At 72.5% G+C, this 22258-nt stretch carries 20 protein-coding genes; 12 read left to right on the top strand and 8 right to left on the bottom strand.

Features of this window, described 5'->3' with window-relative positions:
- The first annotated feature begins 38 nt into the window (after positions 1-38).
- Positions 39-938, top strand: a complete 900-nt coding sequence (locus GVV04_RS22225; protein ID WP_161690043.1) for a hypothetical protein — start codon at positions 39-41, stop codon at positions 936-938.
- A gap of 53 nt (positions 939-991) precedes the next feature.
- Here the strand turns inward: GVV04_RS22225 and GVV04_RS22220 are convergent, their stop codons facing one another.
- Both GVV04_RS22220 and GVV04_RS22215 read right to left on the bottom strand, forming a co-directional pair.
- Positions 992-1708 carry an NERD domain-containing protein gene (locus GVV04_RS22220; RefSeq protein WP_201753940.1) on the bottom strand — a complete coding sequence of 239 codons (717 nt, stop codon included), beginning with the start codon at positions 1706-1708 and terminating at the stop codon, positions 992-994.
- A 238-nt stretch (positions 1709-1946) separates the two neighbouring features.
- Positions 1947-2948, bottom strand: a complete 1002-nt coding sequence (locus GVV04_RS22215; RefSeq protein ID WP_235966712.1) for a hypothetical protein — start codon at positions 2946-2948, stop codon at positions 1947-1949.
- A gap of 593 nt (positions 2949-3541) precedes the next feature.
- Here GVV04_RS22215 and rapZ point away from each other — a divergent pair.
- From rapZ to GVV04_RS22175, 8 genes are all read left to right on the top strand, one after another.
- A complete protein-coding gene (rapZ, locus tag GVV04_RS22210; protein WP_161690556.1) occupies positions 3542-4450 on the top strand; it encodes an RNase adapter RapZ in 909 nt (302 codons plus the stop codon).
- Entirely contained in the window at positions 4447-5427 is a 981-nt protein-coding gene (locus GVV04_RS22205) for a gluconeogenesis factor YvcK family protein (protein WP_161690041.1), read from the top strand. The genes rapZ and GVV04_RS22205 overlap by 4 nt, the downstream gene beginning before the upstream one ends.
- A 54-nt stretch (positions 5428-5481) precedes the next feature.
- Positions 5482-6462, top strand: a complete 981-nt coding sequence (gene whiA / locus GVV04_RS22200; protein WP_161690040.1) for a DNA-binding protein WhiA — start codon at positions 5482-5484, stop codon at positions 6460-6462.
- A 330-nt stretch (positions 6463-6792) separates the two neighbouring features.
- Entirely contained in the window at positions 6793-7797 is a 1005-nt protein-coding gene (gene gap / locus GVV04_RS22195) for a type I glyceraldehyde-3-phosphate dehydrogenase (protein WP_161690039.1), read from the top strand.
- Positions 7794-9074 (top strand): phosphoglycerate kinase, encoded by a 1281-nt coding sequence (locus GVV04_RS22190; RefSeq protein ID WP_161690038.1) that lies wholly within the window; start codon positions 7794-7796, stop codon positions 9072-9074. Before gap ends, GVV04_RS22190 begins: the two co-directional genes overlap by 4 nt.
- Positions 9074-9865: a triose-phosphate isomerase gene (gene tpiA, locus GVV04_RS22185; protein ID WP_161690037.1), complete on the top strand. Its 792-nt coding sequence runs from the start codon at positions 9074-9076 to the stop codon at positions 9863-9865. The genes GVV04_RS22190 and tpiA overlap by 1 nt, the downstream gene beginning before the upstream one ends.
- Positions 9866-9960: 95 nt before the next feature.
- Positions 9961-10221, top strand: a complete 261-nt coding sequence (gene secG, locus GVV04_RS22180; protein WP_161690036.1) for a preprotein translocase subunit SecG — start codon at positions 9961-9963, stop codon at positions 10219-10221.
- A 136-nt stretch (positions 10222-10357) separates the two neighbouring features.
- Positions 10358-10702 carry an RNA polymerase-binding protein RbpA gene (locus tag GVV04_RS22175; protein ID WP_161690035.1) on the top strand — a complete coding sequence of 115 codons (345 nt, stop codon included), beginning with the start codon at positions 10358-10360 and terminating at the stop codon, positions 10700-10702.
- Between the two features lie 65 nt (positions 10703-10767).
- On the opposite strand, the gene pgl is transcribed toward GVV04_RS22175, so the two are convergent.
- The 6 genes from pgl to tkt all read right to left on the bottom strand — a co-directional run bounded on the left by pgl (position 10768) and on the right by tkt (position 19310).
- Complete coding sequence (gene pgl / locus GVV04_RS22170) at positions 10768-11538, bottom strand: 6-phosphogluconolactonase (protein WP_161690034.1); 771 nt, start codon at positions 11536-11538, stop codon at positions 10768-10770.
- Between the two features lie 114 nt (positions 11539-11652).
- On the bottom strand, positions 11653-12669 hold the full coding sequence (locus GVV04_RS22165) for a glucose-6-phosphate dehydrogenase assembly protein OpcA (protein ID WP_161690033.1): 1017 nt from the start codon (positions 12667-12669) through the stop codon (positions 11653-11655).
- A gap of 31 nt (positions 12670-12700) precedes the next feature.
- A complete protein-coding gene (gene zwf / locus GVV04_RS22160) occupies positions 12701-14251 on the bottom strand; it encodes a glucose-6-phosphate dehydrogenase (protein ID WP_161690032.1) in 1551 nt (516 codons plus the stop codon).
- 2 nt (positions 14252-14253) lie between these two features.
- The gene (locus tag GVV04_RS22155) at positions 14254-15900 is read right to left on the bottom strand and encodes a glucose-6-phosphate isomerase (RefSeq protein ID WP_161690031.1); all 1647 of its coding nucleotides are present in this window, start codon (positions 15898-15900) and stop codon (positions 14254-14256) included.
- Between the two features lie 76 nt (positions 15901-15976).
- On the bottom strand, positions 15977-17155 hold the full coding sequence (gene tal, locus GVV04_RS22150; RefSeq protein WP_161690030.1) for a transaldolase: 1179 nt from the start codon (positions 17153-17155) through the stop codon (positions 15977-15979).
- A gap of 16 nt (positions 17156-17171) precedes the next feature.
- Positions 17172-19310: a transketolase gene (tkt, locus tag GVV04_RS22145; protein ID WP_161690029.1), complete on the bottom strand. Its 2139-nt coding sequence runs from the start codon at positions 19308-19310 to the stop codon at positions 17172-17174.
- 261 nt (positions 19311-19571) lie between these two features.
- Between tkt and GVV04_RS22140 the strand changes: the two genes are divergently transcribed.
- The 3 genes from GVV04_RS22140 to GVV04_RS22130 all read left to right on the top strand — a co-directional run bounded on the left by GVV04_RS22140 (position 19572) and on the right by GVV04_RS22130 (position 22138).
- The gene (locus GVV04_RS22140; RefSeq protein WP_161690028.1) at positions 19572-20531 is read left to right on the top strand and encodes a heme o synthase; all 960 of its coding nucleotides are present in this window, start codon (positions 19572-19574) and stop codon (positions 20529-20531) included.
- A 340-nt stretch (positions 20532-20871) separates the two neighbouring features.
- Positions 20872-21207: a hypothetical protein gene (locus GVV04_RS22135; RefSeq protein ID WP_161690027.1), complete on the top strand. Its 336-nt coding sequence runs from the start codon at positions 20872-20874 to the stop codon at positions 21205-21207.
- A gap of 7 nt (positions 21208-21214) precedes the next feature.
- On the top strand, positions 21215-22138 hold the full coding sequence (locus tag GVV04_RS22130; RefSeq protein WP_161690026.1) for an ATP-grasp domain-containing protein: 924 nt from the start codon (positions 21215-21217) through the stop codon (positions 22136-22138).
- Positions 22139-22258 lie beyond the last annotated feature (120 nt).

Here is a 22258-nt window from a genome sequence, read left to right as displayed (position 1 = left end):
ATGCTGGCGGCATCACCCGCGCCCGGTTAGATGGCCGGATGGCGGTAAGCATCGACATCGAAGCCCTCCGGGACGCGGCCGGATCGGTCGCCTGTGACGCGGCGGACAAGCTCCAGGCGGCCGGTCAGCCGGTGGAGATCATGGCGGTCGGCGGGGGAGCGTCCTGCGTGATCCGGGAGGCCGGGCAGCCACCGTACGAGGTCTGGGTGGGGGTCACGGCGGACGGCTTCACCGTCGAGTGCGACTGCCCAGCCGGTGAGGAGCTGTGCGGGCACGCGGTGGCCCTGACTGCCGCTGCCCTGGAAGACGGGCTGGCGTGGTCCTCGGCGGCCACCCCACCGTCGGCCGTGGAGATCGATCCCAGGCTCGCCGAGCTGGCCGAACTCGCACGCGGTATCCCCGCCCGGCGGCTGGCGTTGCTGGTCGCCGAGTGGGCGGCCACGGATCGCGTGTTGGAGAACAGGTTGCTGGCGTACGGGGACCGGCTCTCGTCTCCCACCGCCGTCGAGTTGGATGACCTTCGTCAATCCATCGACGACATCGCCCATCAGGCGACCAGCGGCCACCGTTGGGATCTGCACGACGTGGTGAAGGCTGGCCGGGCGCTCGTCGAAGAGGTGCGGGTGCTGGCCGAGCGACCGGCGACGGAGGGAAGCCTGCTGGTGATCGAGCGGGCCGCCCGCGCCTGGGACGGCCTTGCGGGTTACCTCTACGACGCCTGGGAGACGTACGAGGAGGAGCCGGGCGAGATCGGCGGCGCGTTGCGGGCGGCCCACGTCCAGCTCTGCGAGCAGGTGCAGCCGGACCCCGACGAACTGGCCGCCCGGCTGGTCGAGATCATCGGGGCGGCCGAGGTCGACTCGTGCCTCGACGAGCCGTGGGAATACCTCGGCGTGCTCGGCCGTGACCGGGTCAAGACGCTGCAGATCCGCCGCTGACGGCCGTCACGATGCGCGCCGCCGGCCACGACTCGCCGTCGGCTGCCAGGCGGTCATTCTCGCGGCACCAACGCCGAGGCAACGTTGAGGTGTTGGGCGGCTGCGGCGAGCCCTCTGTCCTTGGCGTCGCCCTTGTGTAGCTTGCCTGGCGGCCGAAGCCAGGCGTCGATCTCAGCCTGGCCGCGGGACCGGTGCCCGGTGAGCACCAGGACGCTGCGGGCAGAGAGCGCGCGATGGTGCAGCCGCCGACCGTGCGCGTACGCGACCGCCTCGGCGAGCTGCCGAATCACGTCGAGCCTGGTCCCGACCTCCAGCCGGTCGCCGTAGTGCGCCATGAAGTGGTGCTCCGTCAGGGCGATCTGCAGACTCGGCAGGGACAGGAAGACCGCACCCTGAATGAACGGTATCCGGAGCGGAACGTGGTCCTTGAGCGCTTGCGCATTCAGTAGGGAACGGAGCCGTTTGCCCTTGAGGTCGGCGAGGTGCAGAGGATTGTCGAAGGTCCGGACCGAATCGTTACTGAGCAGCCAGTTGGTCCCGCTGTTGGTCAGCCGGCCACTGAGACTCTTGGTCTCGACCAGGTAGCTCCCGCTGGGGGTGGCCACCAGCAGGTCGACCTCGTGGACGTGCCCGGTCTCGGCGGTGCAGGTGAAGTTCGACCAGGCCCGGTACGGCTCGGTGTCCGGGAGGAGCCGGCGGACGTGCTCCAGGGCCGCGCGCTCCTGCGCGAACTGGGTCGGCGTGACCGTCGTCCAACGGCTGTCCTGCACGCCGCCACCTCCGTGTGAATCCGGGCCTGGATGATCCGCCCGCCTGTCATCTGACTGAGCGAGCGCATGACCATCGCACGGTGCCGTCACACCCAGTCGCACCGCTGGTCCTGTCACCTCAACCGCCCCCCGAAGTCGTGCAAATTCACGGAATGAGTGGCCTTCCCGCACGGGAAGGCCACTCATTCCGTGAATTTGCGTTCTCGTCGCTGGTGGTCACCAGCGGCGGTGTGCCGGGTCAGGCCCAGGGGGCCAGCGGGTACCAGGGGATGATCTCGCGGCGGGCGAGCAGCCGCACGTCCCAGTAGAGGAACGTGAACGCGCCGGCGACGATGAACGCGACCGCGGTCAGCACCGCCAGTCGGGTCGGCCGCTCGGTGAACCACCGTTGCAGTCGGGAACCGGCGAGCCAGGCCAGCAGCAGGAACAGCACCGCCATGATGACGATGTTGCCGAGGGACTGGAGCGTGAACGCCGCCGCCCCGTACAGCGGGTTGCCGCTCTCCGCGGCGTCGCGGAACATCTGCCGGAACAGCCCGAACGGCCGACCGATCAGGAAGCCGGCGATCAGCGCGCCCATGAAGATCATCGGGGCGTTGGGGTACCGACGGGCGATCCGGGCGAACGGGTCCCGCACCACGCCGATCGAGGCCAGCCCGAGATAGACCATCACCAGCCCGATCACGCCGAAGACGACCATCGACTGGATGCTCCTCGGCGACAGGCCGCCGGGCGTGGTGGGGGCGGTGGAGAACTGCGGCATCGACGTGCCGACGATGCCGACGATCGCGCCGTAGCCGGCCGACACCGCGATCATGCCCACCGACATCCAGCCCAGCGGCTTCAGCGGCTGGACGAACCTGCTGAACCTGCTCCCGGTGGTGGTGCCGGTCAGCGGGGCGAGGGCGCCGAAGGCGGCGATGTTGCAGGCGGTGAACGTGCCGGCGATCCCGGAGACGAAGGCGAACACGATGCCCGCCGCGATCCCCTGGATCGGTGTCTCCTTGGCGTCGTGGCCGAGGAGGGTGTTGGCGACGTTGTCGCCGATGGTCTGGTCCACGAACTCCGCCGACCAGATCACGGTCAGCAGGAAGCCGCCGAGCACGCTGAGCAGGACGATCAGCGCCCGCCGCCGGGGGAAGTGCCCGTTGACGAAAGCGGACGTCCCCTCCTGCCCGGCGTCGGGCCGGAGCCCTACCGGCACCTCGGGTCGTCGGGGAGATCTGTGGGTCTGCGTCACGCTGCGCTCCTCACGCTGGGGGGAGACGAGACCCGGGCGCGGGCGGGACGGCGACGGTGGCGACGACGCCCGGACCGGGAGGCCGGTGACCCCCGGCCAGGTGGACGCGCCCGACCAACCCACCTAATTGCAGTCGATCGATGCAAGTCAATGTCCAACCGGAGTATGGCGCGGCTTCCGCCGACTGACTTCTTCCATCGTGCTCAATCCCCTCACCCCGCCGCCCCTCACCCCGCCCCCACCCTCGTCGCCAACGCTCCACGCCACGACGGCTGGCGCTCCCACCACTCCACCCCACCCACCACCCCACCCGCCACCCCACCCCACCCATGCCGCGATCTTGCACTTGCGGCCCTCGATATGTCGCTCATGCGTCCCTATGCCCGGGCCGCAAGTGCAAGATCGGCGTGGAGCGAGGGGGCGTGGAGCGAGGTCGGGCGTCGGGCGTGGGGCGTGGGGAGGGGCGGGGCGTGGGGTGCGTTGGGGGTGGGGCTCGGCGGGATAGAGTCGCAGATTGGCCGTACGCGGTCATCTCGACCGTGGCGTCACCCGTGGGGGAGTAGGCAGTGAACGAGGCGCGGACGCCCGAGGCTTTGGTGACCGGCGACCCGACACCGGCAGAGACGGCGTCGGAGGCGGAGGCGGAGACCACCCTGGTGGTGGTGACCGGCGTGTCCGGCGGTGGCCGCAGCACCGTGGCGCGGGCGCTGGAGAACGTCGGCTACTACGTGGTCGACAACCTGCCCCAGGCGCTGATGCTCGACATGGCCGAGCTGGCCGTCAAGGCCGGCGGCGCGGCCCGGCGTACCGCGATGGTCCTGGACGTTCGCTCGCGCGCCTTCTCCACCGACCTGGTCGGGGCGATCCGGGAGCTGAAGGAGCGGGGCTTCTCCCCCCGGGTGGTCTTCGTCGACGCCGACGACGAGGTGCTGATCCGCCGGTTCGAGAGCGTGCGGCGCTCGCACCCGTTGCAGGGCGACGGGCGGCTCGCCGACGGCATCGCCGTGGAGCGGGGACTGCTGGAGGAGGCCCGGGACCAGGCCGACGTGATCATCGACACCAGCCACCTGAACGTCAACCAGCTCCGCCGCCGGATCGAGGAGCTGTTCGGCGGTGAGGACAGCCGCCGGCTGCGGGTCACCGTGCTCTCCTTCGGCTTCAAGTACGGCCTCCCGCCCGACGCCGATTTCGTCCTCGACGCCCGGTTCCTGCCGAACCCGTACTGGGTGCCCGAGCTGCGCGAGCATACCGGCAGGGAGGAGGCCGTCAGCGCGTACGTGCTCGGCCAGGAGGGCGCGGACGCCTTCGTCGGCACGTACGCGGACCTGGTCAACGCCACCACCGTCGGCTTCGAGCGGGAGGGCAAGCGCTACCTCACCGTGGCGGTCGGCTGCACCGGCGGCAAGCACCGCAGCGTCGCCATCGCCGAGGAGTTGGCCGCCCGGCTGCGTCACGCCGGCCTCGCCGCCAAGGCCCAGCACCGCGACCTGGGGCGGGAATGACGCCGACGCGGGTGGTCGCGTTCGGCGGCGGGCACGGACTGTCGGTGTCCCTGCGGGCACTGCGCCGCTGCGCGCCCGAGCTCGACCTGGAAATCACCGCAGTGGTCACCGTCGGCGACGACGGCGGCTCCAGCGGCCGGCTGCGGGCCCGGCGCGGCGGCCTGCCGCCGGGGGACCTGCGCCAGGCGTTGGTGGCCCTCGCCGGCGACCACCCGGCCACCAGGCGCAGCGCGGGGCTCTTCCAGCACCGCTTCGCCGGCACCGCCGGTGACCCGGCGGACACCGACGACGGGCTCGCCGGGCACGCGGTCGGCAACCTGGTCCTGTGCGGGCTGATCGAGCTGCTCGGCGACCCGGTCGCCGCGCTGGAACACGCCGGGGCGATGCTCGGCGCGGTGGGCCGGGTACTGCCGATGTCCCGCCAGCCGGTCGGCATCGAGGCCCGGGTACGCGGCGTCGACCCGGCCTGCCCGGACGAGGCGCGCACGGTGCGCGGGCAGCACCAGGTGGCGGTCACCACCGGGCGGGTGGAGTCGCTGCGACTCACCCCGACCGCCCCGGCGGCCTGCGCGGAGGCCGTCGCGGCCACCGCCGAGGCGGACTGGTTGATCTTCGGGCCGGGCAGCTGGTACACCAGCCTGCTGCCGCACCTGCTGGTGCCGGGGCTGGCCGCCGCCATCGTGTCCAGCCCGGCCCGCCGGCTGGTCACCCTCAACCTGGCGGCGGAGAAGGAGACCCTCGGTCTCTCCCTGGCCGACCACCTGGCCACCCTGCGGCACTACCTGCCCGAACTGACGGTGGACGCCGTGCTGGCGGACTCCAAGGCGGTGGGCGATCCCGGCCCCGTCGAGCGTGCGGCAGAATCGCTGGGTGCCCGGCTGGTCCTCGCCCCGGTCGCCGTCACCGAAGGCGGGCCCCGTCACGATCCGGCAGCCCTGGGTGCGGCCCTGGTGCCTGTCCTGGGTGCCGATCGTTAAGCACGTACGTAATCTCCGGCGACACGCCGGAACCGGTCCGTGAGGGGGCGCACAATGGCGATGACGGCTGCGGTCAAGGACGAGCTGAGCCGGGTCGACGTGCCCAAGCCCTGCTGCCGGCGGGCGGAGATGGCGGCGCTGCTGCGCTTCGCCGGCGGGCTGCACATCGTCTCCGGTCGGGTGGTGGTGGAGGCCGAGCTCGACACCGGGGCGGTGGCCCGGCGGTTGCGCCGGGAGATCGCCGAGGTCTACGGCTATTCCAGCGAGATCCACGTGCTGGCCTCCGGTGGGCTGCGCAAGGGCAGCCACTTCATCGTCCGGGTGGTCAAGGACGGCGAGGCCCTGGCCCGGCAGACCGGGCTGCTCGACGTCCGGGGGCGGCCGGTGCGGGGGCTGCCCCCGCACGTGGTGGCCGCGAACGTCTGCTGCGCGGTGTCCGCGTGGCGGGGGGCGTTCATGGCGCACGGCTCGCTGACCGAGCCGGGCCGTTCCAGCGCGCTGGAGATCACCTGCCCCGGCCCCGAGTCGGCGCTGGCGCTGGTCGGCGCGGCCCGCCGGCTCGGCATCACCGCGAAGAACCGCGAGGTGCGCAACGTGGACCGGGTGGTGGTCAAGGACGGCGACGCGATCGCCGCGCTGCTCACCAGGGTGGGCGCGCACTCCAGCGTGCTGGCCTGGGAGGAGCGTCGGGTGCGCCGTGAGGTCCGGGCGACGGCCAACCGGCTGGCCAACTTCGACGACGCCAACCTGCGCCGCTCTGCGCGGGCCGCGGTGGCCGCCGCCGCGCGGGTGACCCGGGCCCTGGAGATCCTCGCCGAGGACGCCCCGAACCACCTCACGTCCGCCGGCCAGCTGCGCCTGGAGCACCGGCAGGCGTCCCTGGAGGAACTGGGCGCGCTCGCCGACCCGCCGCTGACCAAGGACGCCATCGCCGGGCGGATCCGCCGGCTGCTGGCGCTGGCCGACAAGCGGGCCCGTGACCTGGGCATCCCGGATACGGAAGCGGCCGTCACGCCCGACATGCTCGTGGTCTGATAGGACGGTGGCGGTAGGCGGACGACGGCGCGCGGCGGCGGGTCCCGGCCCGCCCCGCCTCGCGTCCCCGGGGCGGAGCCCGGCCCGGGAACGCGAAGCGGATCACCACCCGGCGCAGCACGCCACCACGCGCTCGGATAGGGTCGCTGCATACGGCAAGGGGGCCGGCACCGGCACTCCCCGCCGTGCTCACCGCCTCGGGCGGTCAGGGTCTTCGGACCGCGGCGGGGTGGCCGACATGAACTGTCAACGGCCGGCTCCAACGGCCGGCGCACATCACCTCGCCGGCCGAAGCTGACGCCGGCGGATCAACGCGAGGAGACGGGACCTGTGACCATCCGGGTTGGCATCAACGGCTTCGGCCGCATCGGCCGTAACTTCTTCCGGGCCGTGCTGGCGTCCGGCGCGGACATCGAGGTCGTGGCCGTCAACGACCTGACCGACAACGCGACGCTCGCTCACCTGCTCAAGTACGACAGCATCCTGGGTCGCCTGCCGCACGAGGTCAAGGCGACCGCCGACGAGATCATCGTGGGCGGCAAGGCCATCAAGGCGTACGCCGAGAAGGACCCGGCGAAGCTGCCGTGGGGCGAGGCCGGCGTGGACGTGGTCATCGAGTCCACCGGCTTCTTCACCGACGCCAACAAGGCGAAGGCGCACGTCGCCGGCGGGGCCAAGAAGGTCATCATCTCCGCCCCGGCGAAGAACGAGGACGTCACGGTCGTCATGGGCGTGAACCAGGACGAGTACGACCCGGCCAAGCACACGATCATCTCGAACGCCTCCTGCACCACCAACTGCCTCGCCCCGATGGCGAAGGTGCTGCACGACACGTTCGGCATCCAGCACGGCCTGATGACGACGATCCACGCGTACACCCAGGACCAGAACCTCCAGGACGCGCCGCACTCCGACCTGCGTCGCGCCCGGGCCGCCGCGCTGAACATCGTCCCGACCTCCACCGGCGCCGCGAAGGCCATCGGCCTGGTGCTGCCGGAGCTGAAGGGCAAGCTCGACGGGTACGCGCTGCGGGTGCCGATCCCGACCGGCTCGGCCACCGACCTCACGGTCGACGTCAACCGGGAGACCACGGTGGACGAGGTCAACGCCGCGCTGAAGGCCGCCGCCGAGGGCCCGCTCAAGGGCATCCTGGTCTACAACGAGGACCCGATCGTCTCCTCGGACATCGTCACCGACCCGGCGTCCTGCATCTTCGACGCGCCGCTGACCAAGGTCGTGGGCAACCAGGTCAAGGTCGTCGGCTGGTACGACAACGAGTGGGGCTACTCCAACCGCCTGGTGGACCTGGTCAAGCTGGTGGGTTCCTCGCTGTGAGCATCCGCAACCTCGACGACCTGCTCGCCGAGGGGGTGTCAGGTCGGCGCGTGCTCGTGCGCGCCGACCTGAACGTCCCACTCGACAAGCAGACCGGCGCGATCAACGATCATGACTCCGCCTCCGCGCCGCAAGACGGCACTCCGGACGGAGTAAGGATCGCGGATGATGGCCGGATCCGCGCGGTGCTGCCGACGCTGACCGCCCTGACCGGGGCCGGCGCGAAGGTCGTGGTCTTCTCGCACCTGGGCCGCCCGAAGGGCTCGCCCGACCCGCAGTTCAGCCTCCGCCCGGTCGCGGCCCGCCTCGGCGAGCTGCTCGGCGCGCAGGTGCGGTTCGCGGAGGACACCGTCGGTGACTCCGCCCGGTCCACGGTCGACGCGCTCGCCGACGGCGAGGTCGCCCTGCTGGAGAACCTCCGCTTCAACAAGGGGGAGACCAGCAAGGACGACGCCGAGCGGGGCGCGTTCGCCGACCAGCTCGCGGCGTTGGGCGAGGCGTACGTCGACGACGCGTTCGGCGCGGTGCACCGCAAGCACGCCAGCGTCTTCGACGTGCCGGCGCGGCTGCCGCACGTCGCCGGCCGGCTGGTGCTGCGCGAGGTGGAGGTGCTGGCGAAGCTCGCCGGCGAGCCGGCGCGGCCGTACGTGGTGGTGCTCGGTGGCTCCAAGGTGTCCGACAAGCTCGCGGTGATCGAGGCGCTGCTGCCGAAGGTCGACCGGCTGCTCATCGGCGGCGGGATGTGCTTCACCTTCCTCAAGGCCCAGGGCCACGAGGTGGGCACCTCGCTGCTGGAGAAGGAGATGGTGGAGACCTGCCGCAACCTCCTGGAGCGGTCCGAGGGCAAGATCATGCTCCCGGTCGACGTGGTGGTGGCGGACGCCTTCGCCCCCGACGCGGCGCACGACACGGTCCGCGCCGACGCCATCCCCAGCCACCGGCTCGGGCTCGACATCGGCCCGGAGACGGTGGCCGGCTTCACGGCCGCCATCGCCGACGCCCGGTGCGGCGAGCCGGGCGGCGCGAAGACGATCTTCTGGAACGGGCCGATGGGCGTGTTCGAGATGCCGGCCTTCGCCAACGGTACCCGGGGTGTCGCCGAGGCGATCGCCAAGTCCGACGCGTTCAGCGTGGTCGGCGGCGGCGACTCCGCCGCGGCGGTCCGCGCGTTGGGGCTGGACGAGTCCGCCTTCAACCACATCTCCACCGGCGGCGGCGCCTCCCTGGAATACCTGGAGGGCAAGACCCTCCCCGGCATCGCGGCGCTGGAGGACTGATGGCGAAGAACAACCGCCGGCCGCTGATGGCCGGCAACTGGAAGATGAACCTCAACCACTTCGAGGCCAACGGGCTGGTGCAGAAGCTGGCCGCGAGCCTGACCGAGAAGCAGCTCACCGACGTCGAGTGCGTCGTGCTGCCGCCCTTCACGGACCTGCGCAGCGTGCAGACCGCGGTGGACGGCGACAAGGTGCTGATCGGCTACGGCGGGCAGGACCTGTCGCCGTACCAGTCGGGGGCCTACACCGGGGACATCTCCGGGGCGATGCTGGCGAGGCTCGGCTGCACGTACGTGGTGGTTGGCCACTCCGAGCGGCGGCAGTACCACCACGAGGACGACGCGCTGGTCAACGACAAGGTGACCGCCGCGCTGGCCAACGGGCTCACCCCGATCCTGTGCATCGGGGAGGGGCTGGAGGTCCGCGAGCAGCTCCAGCACGTGCCGCACTGCTGCGACCAGCTCGACGGCGCGCTGCGCGGGCTCACCCGTGAGCAGGTCACCAAGGTCGTCGTGGCGTACGAGCCGGTCTGGGCGATCGGGACGGGCAAGACGGCCACCCCCGAGGACGCCCAGGAGGTGTGCGGGGAGGTCCGCAAGCGGCTGGCCGAGGCCTTCGACCAGGCGACCGCGGACCAGGTCAGGATCCTCTACGGCGGGTCGGTGAAGTCCTCGAACATCGCCTCGATCATGGCCCAGCCGGACGTGGACGGGGCTCTGATCGGCGGCGCGAGCCTGGACGCCGAGGAATTCGCCAAGATCTGCCGGTTCCCGGAGCACATCACCCGCTGACGGGTCGCTATCCTTGACTCCGCCCGTCCGTCGGCCGGTGCCGCAGTGCCCGACCTGTCCGGGCGAGGATCGCTACGAGAGGACTGACCCCAGCCATGCCGATCTGGTTCGCATACACGTTGATCGTGTTGCTGGTCATCACGAGCGTCATGCTCACCATGCTCATCCTGCTGCACCGCGGTAAGGGCGGTGGGATGTCGAGCATGTTCGGCGGTGGGGTCAGCTCCAGCCTCGCCGGCTCCTCGGTGGCCGAGAAGAACCTCGACCGTTACACCGTCCTGGTGGGCATCGTCTGGTTCGCCTGCATCGTCGGGCTGGGGCTCTGGCTGCGACTCCAGCTCACCAGCGGGGCCTGAGAGCGAGCCCGCCGAGTCGTACAATCTGCGCGCGGTCCGTCACCGACGGGCCGCGCGCAGTCGTTTTTCCCGCTGCACCGCGTCGCCCGCCGCCCGCCCGAGCGGCGGTCCCCTCCGACGACAGGAGCGAGCAGCCGTGGCGAGTGGCAACCTGATCCGGGGCGCCCGGACCGGATCCGGCCCGGAACGCTTCAACGAGCGGCACGCGCCGGCCCCGCGCCGGTCGGTCACCTACTGGTGCCGCAACGACCACCGGATCGACGTCCCGATCGCGGCGGAGGCCGAGCCGCCGCCGGAGTGGGACTGCCCCCGCTGCGGGGTCCCCGCCGGCCAGGACCCGGGCAACCCGCCGGGTCGGGCACGCCCGGAGCCCTACAAGACCCACCTGGCGTACGTGAAGGAACGGCGCACCCCGGAGGAGGGGGAGGCGCTGTTGGCCGAGGCCCTGGCCGCCCTGCGCCGCCGCCGGGGCAGGGCCTGAGCGGCCGGGCCGGGGGCACCCGACGGACCCGCGGAAGGGCCCTCGCGGGGGCCCTTCCGTAGGGCTCAGCGCAGGCTGCGCAGCCGGGGCGGGATGTTGGCCGCCGCCGCCCGGTCCAGCAGCCAGAGAGTGCGCCCGACGCCCTGCGCCCCGGCGGCCGGAAGCTGCACCGGGCCGGCCCCGGCCAGCGCCATGCCGACCGCGCGGGCCTTGTCGGCGCCGCTGGCGATCAGCCAGACCTCCTCGGCCGTGTTGATCGCCGGGAGGGTGAGCGTGGTGCGCACCGGCGGCGGCTTGGGGCTGCCCCGCACGGCGCTGACCGGCCGGCTGTCGTGGTGCACGGGGTGTTCCGGGAAGACCGAGGCGACGTGCCCGTCCTCGCCCACCCCGAGCATCAGCACGTCGAAGTGGGGGAGTGTGGCGTGCCCGGGGCGGGTAGCCCGGGCCAGCTCGGCGGCGTACCCGGCGGCGGCGGCCTCCGGGTCGGCCCCGGCCGGACCGTCGGACGCCGGCATCGGGTGCACCCGGGCCGGGTCCAGCGGCACCGCGTCCAGCAGCGCCGCCCGGGCCTGCGTCTCGTTGCGCTCCGGGTCCCCGGCCGGCAGGAACCGCTCGTCGCCCCACCAGACGTCGACCTGGGACCAGTCGACCGCGTCCCGCGCCGGCAGCGTGGCCACCGCCCGGTACACGGCGGCGGCGATCCGGCCGCCGGTCAGCACCACCGCCGCCTGGCCGCGGTCCGCCTGCGCGTCGAGCAGCTTCACCAGCAGCCGGGCCGCCACCGCCTGCGACAGCAGCTCGGCATCGGCGTGGACGGCGACACTCGTCTCACTCATGTGTTGCGCCTTCGTCTCCGGACCGCCCTCGCGGTCCCTGTTCGTCGTGCCCGGGGGCCGGCGGCCCTCCGTCGCGCGGGCCGGCGGGCCGGACCCGGCCCGCCGGCGCCGTCGTCAGGGCGTCGCGCTGGTGCCGGCGTGGGCGGTGACCCCCGCCTCGGCCCGCTTCGCGGTCGCCGGGTCCTTCCAGACGTGCACCCGCTGGGCGGGCCGCTCGTCCAGCCCGGAGATGCCGGCCACCGCGCCCAGCGCCTCGGCGTAGACCTGGTCGGCGTCCAGCCGGCGCAGCTCCTCGGCCAGCTCGTCGCCGAGCGGCCGGCGGACCAGCGGCAGCTGCCGGTCGTCCTGCCCGGTGCGCCGGAACGTGGCCAGGCTGTCCTCCCGGGTCAGGGTGAGCACTTCGCCGTTGGCGCAGCTCAGCTGCACCTCCCGCATCCGGGGGGACGCGTCGCTGGGCTCCCAGCGCGGGGTGATCCCGAGCCGGCTGCCCAGCCAGCCGCACATCAGCGCGGCCGTCGGGTCGGTCGGCGGGGCCACCACCCGGGCCTCGGTGACCCGGGCCTCCGTGGTGTCGAACGCGCCGGCCACCAGGGTGCGCCACGGGGTGATCCGGGTCCACGCCAGGTCGGTGTCCCCCGGGGCGTAGTCCCGGGCCCGCTGGCGCAGCGCCTCGATCGGGTCGGGGGCCTGCGCCGTGTCGGTGATCCGCCGGTCGGCGACCACGCCGAGGAAGTCCGTCGCGATCTCCGCCGCCGGCTCGCCGTGCCACCACGTCACCACCGGGACGTCCGGCACCAGCAGCGGCATCACCACCGACTCGGCGTGCAGCGCCAGCCGGCCGTACATCCGGGTGACCACCGCCTCGCACGGGCCGAGCCGGCCGCCGACGACGATTTCCGCGTCCAGCCGGTTACGCTCCCGCTCGACGTCGGCCCGGACCACCACGAGTAGTCGGCACGGGTGGGCGGCGGCGGCGATGGTCGCCGCCGCCTCCGCCTCGCGGACCCGCTTCTCGTCGACCACCACGATCAGCGTGAGCGCCATGCCGCTGGCCACCCCGCCCGCGCTGCGCCGCTCGGCGGCGAGCGCCTTGACCACCTCGTTGCCGGTGGTGTCCCAGAGCCCGATCAATGGAACCTCCTGGTTCGCTCGCTGTGCCCGCTCACGCTCTCCGCCACACCCGGCCCTCGCGGGCCAGCATCTCGTCGGCGGCCCGGGGACCCCACTCGCCGGCCCGGTACGGCTCCGGCCTCGTGCCCTCCCAGGCGTGCTCCAGCGGGTCCACCACCGCCCAGCTCTGCTCGACCTCGGCGGCGTCGGGGAAGAGGGTACGGTCGCCGATCAGCACGTCCAACACCAGCCGCTCGTACGCCTCGGGGCTGGACTCGGTGAACGCCTCGCCGTACTGGAAGTCCATCGCGATGTCGCGGACCTCCATCGTGGTGCCCGGCACCTTGGAGCCGAACTTCAGCACCACGCCCTCGTCCGGCTGCACCCGGATGACGAGCTGGTTGTTGCCGAGCATCTCCATGTCGGCCGCGTTGAACGGCAGGTGCGGGGCCTTCTTGAACATGATGGCCACCTCGGTCACCCGCCGGGGCAGCCGCTTGCCGGCCCGGATGTAGAACGGCACCCCCGCCCAGCGGCGGTTCTGGATGCCCAGCTCGACGGCCACATACGTCTCCGTGGTGGAGTCCGCCGGGACGCCCTCCTCGTCCAGGTAGCCGACGGCCCGTTGCCCGGCGACCCAGCCCGGCAGGTACTGCCCGCGCACGGTGCCCCGGGAGACGTCCTTAGGCAGGGTGATCGCCTTGAGCACCTTCAGCTTCTCGGCCCGGATCTCGTCGGCGTCGAAGCTGGTCGGCTCCTCCATCGCCACCAGCGCCAGGAGCTGGAGCAGGTGGTTCTGGAAGACGTCCCGGGCGGTGCCGACCGAGTCGTAGAAGCCGGCCCGGCTGCCGATGCCGACGTCCTCGGCCATCGTGATCTGCACCGAGTCGACGTACTTGGAGTTCCACAGCGGCTCGAACAGGCTGTTGGCGAACCGCAGGGCCAGGATGTTCTGGACCGTCTCCTTGCCCAGGTAGTGGTCGATCCGGAAGACGTCCTGCCGGGTGAACACGTCGTCGACGAGGTCGTTGAGCTCCTTCGCCGAGGGCAGGTCGTGCCCGAAGGGCTTTTCCACCACCACCCGCCGCCAGCCGCCGGACTTGGCGTTGTCGGCCATCCCGGTGCGGGCGAGCTGCTTGAGCACCACGGGGAACGCCGTCGGGGGGATGGAGAAGTAGAAGGCCGCGTTGCCGTGGATGCCGTGGGTGCCGCGCAGCTCGTCAAGTGCCCGGTTGAGCTGGTCGAAGGCGTCGTCGTCGTCGAACGAGCCGCCGACGAACTTGATGTTGCCGGCCAGCCGGGCCCAGACCTCCTCCCGCCAGGGTGTCCGGGCGTGCTGCTTGGCCGCGTCATGGGCCAGCGACTCGAAGTCTCCGTCGCCCCAGTCGCGCCGGGCGAAGCCCAGGACCACGAAACCGGGTGGCAGCAGCCCTCGGTTCGCCAGGTCGTAGACCGCCGGTAGCAGCTTCTTCCGCGCCAGGTCACCGGTCACCCCGAAGATCACCAGAGCGCAGGGCTCCGGGATCCGCGGCAGCCGCCGGTCCTGCGCGTCGCGCAGCGGGTTCACGCCGCCTCCTCGCTCCGCTGGTGTCACGTCGTCCATCGTCAGGTTCGTAGTTGCCGGACCGCGTCGAGCAGCTGGGCCACTCCCGCCGACCGGTCGGTCAGGTGCAGCCGCAGCACCGGACGCCCCCGGCCGGCCAGGGCCTGCCGGTCGCCCGCGGCCTGGGCAGCCTGGAGCTCCCCGAAGGAATAAGGCTTCCCGGGCACGTGCAGATCATTGTCGACGGTACCGGTCAACTGGAGGTAACGGCCCACCTGAGGACCACCCCTGTGGTACTGGCCGGTGGAATGCAGGAAGCGCGGCCCCCAGCCGAAGGTGACCGGCCGGCCGGCAGCCTGGGCGAGCAGCGGACGCAGCCGGGCCGCGTCGGCGTCGGCGAGCCGGTCCAGGTACGCCAGTACGGCGAGGTAGCCGTCGCCGATGCCGTCGAGCAGGTGCCGCAGCGCGCCGGCCAGGTCGCCGGGGCTGCCCGCCGGGGCGTACACCTCGATCGCGCCCGTGGTCGACGACGGCGGCTCCGCCGGCGCGGCCGAGGCCAGGATGCGTGCGGTGTTCTCCTTGCTCTCGGCGACGTTCGGCTGGTCGAACGGGTTCACCCCGAGCACCGCGCCGGCCACCGCCGTGGCGTACTCCCAGGTCAGGAACTGGGCGCCGAGCGGACCGTTGACCGCGAGGTCCGGCGCGCACCCGCCACCGGGGACGACCCCGGGGGACAACGCCCCGCCGTAGCTGACGGTGAGCACGTCCGGGCCGGCGCCGCCGGGGGCGTCGGGGGACTCCAGCACGACCGGCAGGATGCCGAGGCCGGCCTTGCCGGTGGACTCGGCGAGCAGCTGCTCGATCCAGTCGCCGAGCCCGTCGATCCCGGTGCCGTCGCCGATCAGGGCGACCTTGTCCCGGCCCCCGGTGGCTGCCGCGCCGAGGGCGGCGCCCAGTGCCAGGCCCGGGTTGTCGGTGTCCCCGGCCAGCGACTGCGACAGCGCCTCGGCCTGGTCGAGCAGCTCGGTCACCTCGACCCCGGCCAGCGCCGCAGGCACCAGCCCGAACGCGGTCAGCGCCGAGTACCGGCCGCCCACCTGCGGGTCGGCGAGCACGGTGATCGCGCCCAACTCGGCGGCGACGGACTCCAGCGGGGACCCCGGGTCGGTGACCACCACGAAGTGCCGGCCGGCCTCCGCCTCGGTCAGCCCGGCGTCGAGGAACGCCTGGAGGTAGGCCCGCCGGTGGCTGTCGGTCTCCACCGTGCTGCCGGACTTGCTGGCCAGCACCACCACGGTGCGCTCCAGCCGGTCGGCCAGCGCAGCCCGGACCTGGCCCGGGTCGGTGCCGTCCAGCACGGTCAGCGGCCGGCCCAGGGTGCGGGTGATCACCTCGGGGGCCAGCGACGAGCCGCCCATCCCGGCGAGCACCACGTGGTCCAGGTCCGCCAGCTCGGCGGTCAGCTCGGCGAGCTGGGGGAGCAGCTCCCGGCTGCGCCGGTGGGTGTCCAGCCAGCCGAGCCGGGTCCTCGCCTCGGCCTCGGCCTCCGGCCCCCACAGCGTGGGGTCCTTCGCGGCCAGTCGCGCCGGGACGCCCCGGGTCACCAGGGCGTCCCGGGTCGACGCGGGCGCGGACCGGTCGACCGCGTCCGCGCCGTGCACGACCAGCCCGGCGGACGCGTCCGCCGGGCCGGTGAGCAGGTCGCTCACGTGGCCGCCCCGCGCCACCGGTGGGCGGCGCGGGGCGTCCCGGGGCGGTGCCCCGGGACGCGTCCACGAGCGTCGGTCACGCGTTGCCGCCAGCCTGCTGGGCGGCCTGCGCGTTGCCCTGCGCGGCCCGGCCGGGCCGCCCGGTGCCCTGGCCCGCCGCGGCGAGCGACTTGCGCACCCCGTCGAGCAGCTCCAGCCAGCTCGCCTCGAACTTCTCCACGCCCTCCCGCTCCAGGGTGTCGATCACGTCGGACATGTCGACGCCGACGGACTCCAGGTCGGTGAAGACCTTGCGGGCCGCGTCGTACGCGCCGGTGATGGTGTCGCCCCGGGCCTCGCCGTGCTCGGCGAACGCGTGGATGACCGACTCCGGCATCGTGTTGACCGTGCCGGGGGCGATCAGCTCCTCGACGTAGATGACGTCCCGGTAGTCCGGGTTCTTCGTCGAGGTGGACGCCCACAGCGGGCGCTGCGGGTGGGCGCCCGCGTCGGCCAGGGACCGCCACCGGTCGGAGGAGAAGACCTCGCAGTAGCGCTCGTACGCGAGCTGGGCGTTGGCGACGGCGGCCTTGCCGCGCAGCGCCTTGGCCTCGTCGGAGCCGATCTTCTCCAGCCGCTTGTCGACGTCGGAGTCGACCCGGGAGACGAAGAACGACGCCACCGAGCCGATCTTCGACAGGTCGTGGCCGTTGGCCCGCGCCTGCTCCAGGCCGGCGAGGAACGCCTCCATCACCTGCGAGTAGCGGTCCAGGCCGAAGATCAGCGTGACGTTGACGCTGATCCCCTCGGCCAGGGTCGCGGTGATCGCCGGCAGGCCCGCCTCGGTGGCCGGGATCTTGATGAACAGGTTCGGCCGGTCGACCAGCCACCACAGCGCCTTGGCCTCGGCGACCGTCTTGTCGGTCTCGTGGGCCAGCCGCGGGTCCACCTCGATGGAGACCCGACCGTCGACGCCGTGGCTGCCGTCGTACGACGGGCGCATCACGTCGCACGCCCACCGCACGTCGTACGTGGTGAGCATGCGCACCGACTCCTCCACCTCCACCCCACGGGTGGCGAGGTCGCGCAGCTGCCAGTCGTACTCGTCGGCGTCGGCGAGCGCCTTGGCGAAGATCGTCGGGTTGGTGGTCACCCCGACCACGTGCTTCTCCCGGCGGAGCTGGTCCAGCCCGCCGGAGCTCAGCCGCACCCGGGAGAGATCGTCGAGCCACACGGCCACCCCGGTGGCGGTGAGTTCACTAAGCCTGTCCGTCATGCCGTCCACGCTCCCCTCAGTTGCCGGTCGTGAAACCGGTGATGTCGCCCACCCGGGTCAGCGCCGCGTGCGCGGCGGCCACGATCCGGTCGGGGGTGAACCCGAACTGCTCGAAGAGCACGGAGTGCGGGGCGCTCGCGCCGTAGTGCTCCAGGCTCACGCTCTCGCCGGAGTCACCGACGATCCCGCGCCAGGACATGCCGATGCCCGCCTCCACGCTCACCCGTGCCTTTACCCCGCGAGGCAGGACCGACTCCCGGTATGCCTCGTCCTGCGCGAAGAACCACTCCTGGCACGGCATCGACACCACCCGGGTGGGGGTGCCGTCGGCCTCCAGCCGCTCCCGGGCGGTGAGGCAGAGCTGCACCTCCGACCCGGTTCCGACGATGATCACCTGCGGCTTGCCGTTGGACGCCTCGGCCAGCACGTAGCCGCCCTTGGTGACGCCCTCGGCACCGCCAAGGGTCGAACGGTCCAGGGTCGGCAGCGGCTGGCGGCTCAGCGCCAGCGCGGTCGGCCGGTCGGTGTGCTCCAGCGCCTGCCGCCACGCCCAGGCGGTCTCGTTCGCGTCGGCCGGCCGGACCACGTCCAGGCCGGGGATGGCCCGCAGCGCGGTCAGGTGCTCCACCGGCTGGTGGGTCGGGCCGTCCTCACCGAGGCCGATCGAGTCGTGCGTCCAGACGTAGACCACCGGCAGCTTCATCAGCGCGGCGAGCCGCACCGACGGGCGCATGTAGTCGCTGAACACCAGGAAGGTGCCGCCGTACGGGCGGGTGCCGCCGTGCAGGGAGATGCCGTTGAGGATCGCGCCCATGGCGTGCTCGCGGATGCCGAAGTGCAGCGTGCGGCCGTACTCGTGGCCCGGGAAGTCCTTGGTCGCGTGCGCCGCCGGGATGAACGACGGCTCGCCCTTCATCGTGGTGTTGTTGCTCTCCGCCAGGTCGGCCGAGCCGCCCCACAGCTCGGGCAGCACCGGGGCGAGGGCCTCCAGCACCTTGCCCGACGCCGCCCGGGTGGCGACGCCCTTGGCGTCGGCGGGGAAGGTCGGCAGCGCCTCGGTCCAGCCCTCCGGCAGCACCCGCTGGGACATCCGGTCCCACAGCGCCTTGCGCTCCGGGTTGGCCTTCGCCCAGCCCTCGTACGCCTTCTCCCACTCCTGCTGGGCCTGCGCGCCGCGCTCCAGCACCCGGCGGGCGTGGCCGAGGACCTGCTCGTCGACCTCGAAGCTCTGGGCCGGGTCGAAGCCGAGGAGCTGCTTGGTGGCGGCCACCTCGTCGGCGCCCAGCGCCGAGCCGTGGATCTTGCCGGTGTTCTGCTTGTTCGGGGCGGGCCAGCCGATGATGGTGCGCAGCGCGACGAACGAGGGGCGGCCGGTCTCGGCCTTCGCCGCCAGCAGCGCCCGGTGCAGCGCCTCGACGTCCTCGTGGTAGTCGCCCTGGTCGGCGTCGCCGGTGCGCCAGTCGACGGTCTGCACGTGCCAGCCGTACGCCTCGTAGCGGGCCGCGACGTCCTCGCTCTTGGCGATGCGGGTGTCGTCCTCGATCGAGATCTCGTTGTCGTCGTAGATCACCGTGAGGTTGCCGAGCTGCTGGTGCCCGGCGAGCGCGCTGACCTCGTGGCTGATGCCCTCCTCGACGTCGCCGTCGGAGACGATGCACCAGATGTCGTGGTCGAACACCGACGCGCCGGCCTCGGACTCCGGGTCGAACAGGCCGCGCTCGCGGCGGGCCGCCATCGCCATGCCGACCGCGTTGCCCAGGCCCTGGCCGAGCGGGCCGGTGGTGGTCTCCACGCCCGGGGTGTGCCCGTGCTCCGGGTGACCCGGGGTGAGTGAGCCCCACTGCCGCAGCGCCTTGAGGTCGTCCAGGCCCAGCGGGTAGCCGGAGAGGAAGAGCTGGATGTAGAGGGTCAGGCTGGAGTGGCCGGCGGAGAGCACGAACCGGTCCCGGCCCGCCCAGTTCGGGTCGGCCGGGTTGTGCCGGATCACCCGGTTGAACAGGAGGTACGCCGCGGGGGCGAGGCTCATCGCCGTACCGGGGTGGCCGTTGCCGGATTTCTCCACGGCGTCCATGGCCAGCACGCGGACGAGGTCGACGGCCCGGCGGTCGAGGTCGGACCAGTTGAGTGCGGGTTGCTCGGGTCGGTTGGCAGCCACGATGGTTGTGCTCCTCGGCAGTTGGGCGGAACCCTCAGTGATGACCCTATCGAGCGGCCCTAAACGTGCGCCCAGGGATCTCCGTATGCCGGTCCGTGCGGGTCCGCCCGGTTCGGCCGTCCCACCAGGGTGTGACGGCCCGCACCCTTGTCGGGTCGCGGGGGCAGCCAAAACGACGACGCGTAGTGTGTGGATCGGTGTGTGGACCCGGACGGGTCCGACCAATCCGACCCCCCTGCCGACGCCGGAAGGTGGCAATCCGTGAGCATGATCACCGAGCGCCCCGTCAGCAACTCTGCCGGGCAGCCGCCGGTGCGCACGGTGACCGAGGCGCCCGCGGTGCCCCGGCGGGACGTCCGGGCGGTGGTCTCGGCGTACGTCTCGCTGACCAAGCCCCGCATCGTCGAGCTGCTGCTGGTCACGACCATCCCGGCGATGATGCTGGCCGAGGGAGGCATGCCCTCGCTGTGGCTGATGGCGGTGGTGCTGGTGGGCGGCTCGCTCGCCGCCGGCGCGGCCAGCGTGCTCAACTGCTACATCGACCGGGACATCGACCAGCTCATGCGGCGCACCAAGCGCCGCCCGCTGCCGACGCACACCGTCTCGCCGCGCAGCGCGCTGATCTTCGGGCTGGTGCTGGCGGTGATCTCGGTGGCCCTGATGGCCGCGTTCACCAACCTGCTGGCCGCCGGCCTCACCCTGGCCGCGATCGCCTACTACGACCTGGTCTACACGCTCTGGCTGAAGCGGACCACGCCGCAGAACACCTTCTGGGGCGGCGCGTGCGGGGCGGCCCCGGTGCTGATCGGCTGGGCCGCGGTGACCGGCTCGCTGGCGCCGGCGGCGTGGGCGTTGTTCGCGGTGGTCTTCTTCTGGCAGATGCCGCACTTCTACCCCCTCGCCATGAAATACAAGGCGGACTACGCCCGCGCCGGCATCCCGATGCTGCCGGTGGTCGCCTCGACCCGCCGGGTCAACGCCGAGATCATCGGCTTCGCCTGGCTGACCCTGTTCTCCTCGCTGGCCGTCTGGCCGCTCGGGATGAGCGCCATCTACGGCGTCACCGCCCTGGTTTCCGGCGGGGTCTTCGTGTACGAGGCGCACAAGCTGTGCCGCCAGGTGGCCCGGGGCGGGGCGGTCAAGCCGATGCGGCTGTTCCACTGGTCGTACGTCTACCTGACCATCCTGTTCGCCGCCGTCGCCGTGGACGCCCTGATCTGACGCGGTCTCCGCGAGGACGCGGGCCGGGGCCGTCGGGTCCCGGCCCGCGCCGTATCCCCGCCCCGGCTCCGGCGGCCGGTGGTCCTGCCAGGTCGCCCCGACAAGTCATCATCGTTGATGACTTATCCACTTTGGTGACCTATCAGAATAATTTTCACCCTGAGTCGGGTTCACTCAACTCAGGTAACAACGGGTGACTTTGTCGCCGAGATATGACCGGTTAAGTCGGATAAATGCGGGCAAAGTGCCTGTGGGCTTCCTTAAACGGTCGGGTAACGGGCATCACAAATAGTTCATGGTTCTCACACGTCACCAGGGAACTCTGCTTAGGCTTCGCGTCATGGCAGAAGGTTCCGATCCGACGCTGGCGGCTCAGCAGACCGTCGCCGACCAGACCCCCAACGGTCTGGTCGCGAGCATCAAGTCGTTCGCCGCCGGGCACGGTGGGGCGAAGGCGGTCATCGAGTACGTCGGCAAGCGCGGCGCGCGCATCGTCCTCGTGGGCTCCGACGGGGCCTGGGGCGACCAGTTCGCGGACGACACCGGCGTCGCGCGGGAGGCGTGCGCCAGGGCGGGGGTCACCGTCGAGAACGCCTGGGAGCGGGAGCTGATGGACCAGATGCGCCCGAGCAACGACCTCTGGCGGTCGATGGCCCGGCGCGCGATGGCCCGTTGATCCAGAGATGACCGAACACCACCACCAGTCGACCCGGGGGGAACCCCGGGTCGCTGTCGTCACGTGCGCCGAGCTGCCCGACCTCGACCCGGACAACCGGCTCCTGCTCGCCCCGCTGACCGGGCGCGGCGTTCAGGTCACCGTCGCCCGCTGGGACGACCCGGCGGTCGACTGGGCCGCGTACGACCTGGTCGTGATCCGCGCGCCCTGGGACTATGCGCTGCGCCGCGACGAGTTCGTGGCCTGGGCCGACACCGTGCCCCGGCTGGTCAACCCGGCCGACGTGGTGCGCTGGAACACCGACAAGCGCTACCTCGGCGAACTGTCGGCCGCCGGCGTGCCCACCGTGCCGACCGGCTGGGTCCTGCCGGGGGAGAGCTGGGAACCGCCCGCCACCCACGGCGAGTACGTGGTCAAGCCGGCGGTCAGCGCCGGCAGCCAGGACACCGGCCGGTACGACCTGGCCGATCCCGGGCACCGCGAGCTGGCCACGGCCCACGTGCGGCGGCTGTCACGGGCCGGCCGGGTGGCCATGGTCCAGCCGTACCTGACGGCGGTGGACACCGCCGGGGAGACCGCGCTGCTGTACCTGGCCGGGCCGGACGGGCTCCGGTTCAGTCACGCGATCCGCAAGGGCCCGATGCTGACCGGCCCCGACCTGGGCCCCGACGGGCTGTACAAGGCCGAGGACATCAGCTCCCGGACGGCCGCCCCCGACCAGCTCGCCGTCGCCGAGCGGGTGCTGGCGGCGGTCCCGGGCGGGTCGGAGCGCCTGCTCTACGCCCGGGTCGACCTCATCCCGGGCCCCGACGGGTCACCCGTGCTGGTCGAGCTGGAACTGACCGAGCCCTCCCTGTTCCTCGGGTACGCCGACGGCGCCCCCGACCGCCTGGCCGACGCCATCCTCACCCACCTCCCCCAGCCCCACTGACCCGCCGCGCCCCGCGCCGCCGTGGGCCGCGCCCCGCGCCGCCGTGGGCCGCGCCCCGCGCCGCCGTGGGCCGCGCCCCGCGCCGCCGTGGGCCGCGCCCCGCGCCGCCGTGGGCCGCGC

It is taken from the genome of Micromonospora rubida, from assembly GCF_009908295.1.
Taxonomy (GTDB): Bacteria; Actinomycetota; Actinomycetes; order Mycobacteriales; family Micromonosporaceae; genus Micromonospora; species Micromonospora rubida.
This window is presented reverse-complemented; position numbering and strand designations above follow the sequence as displayed.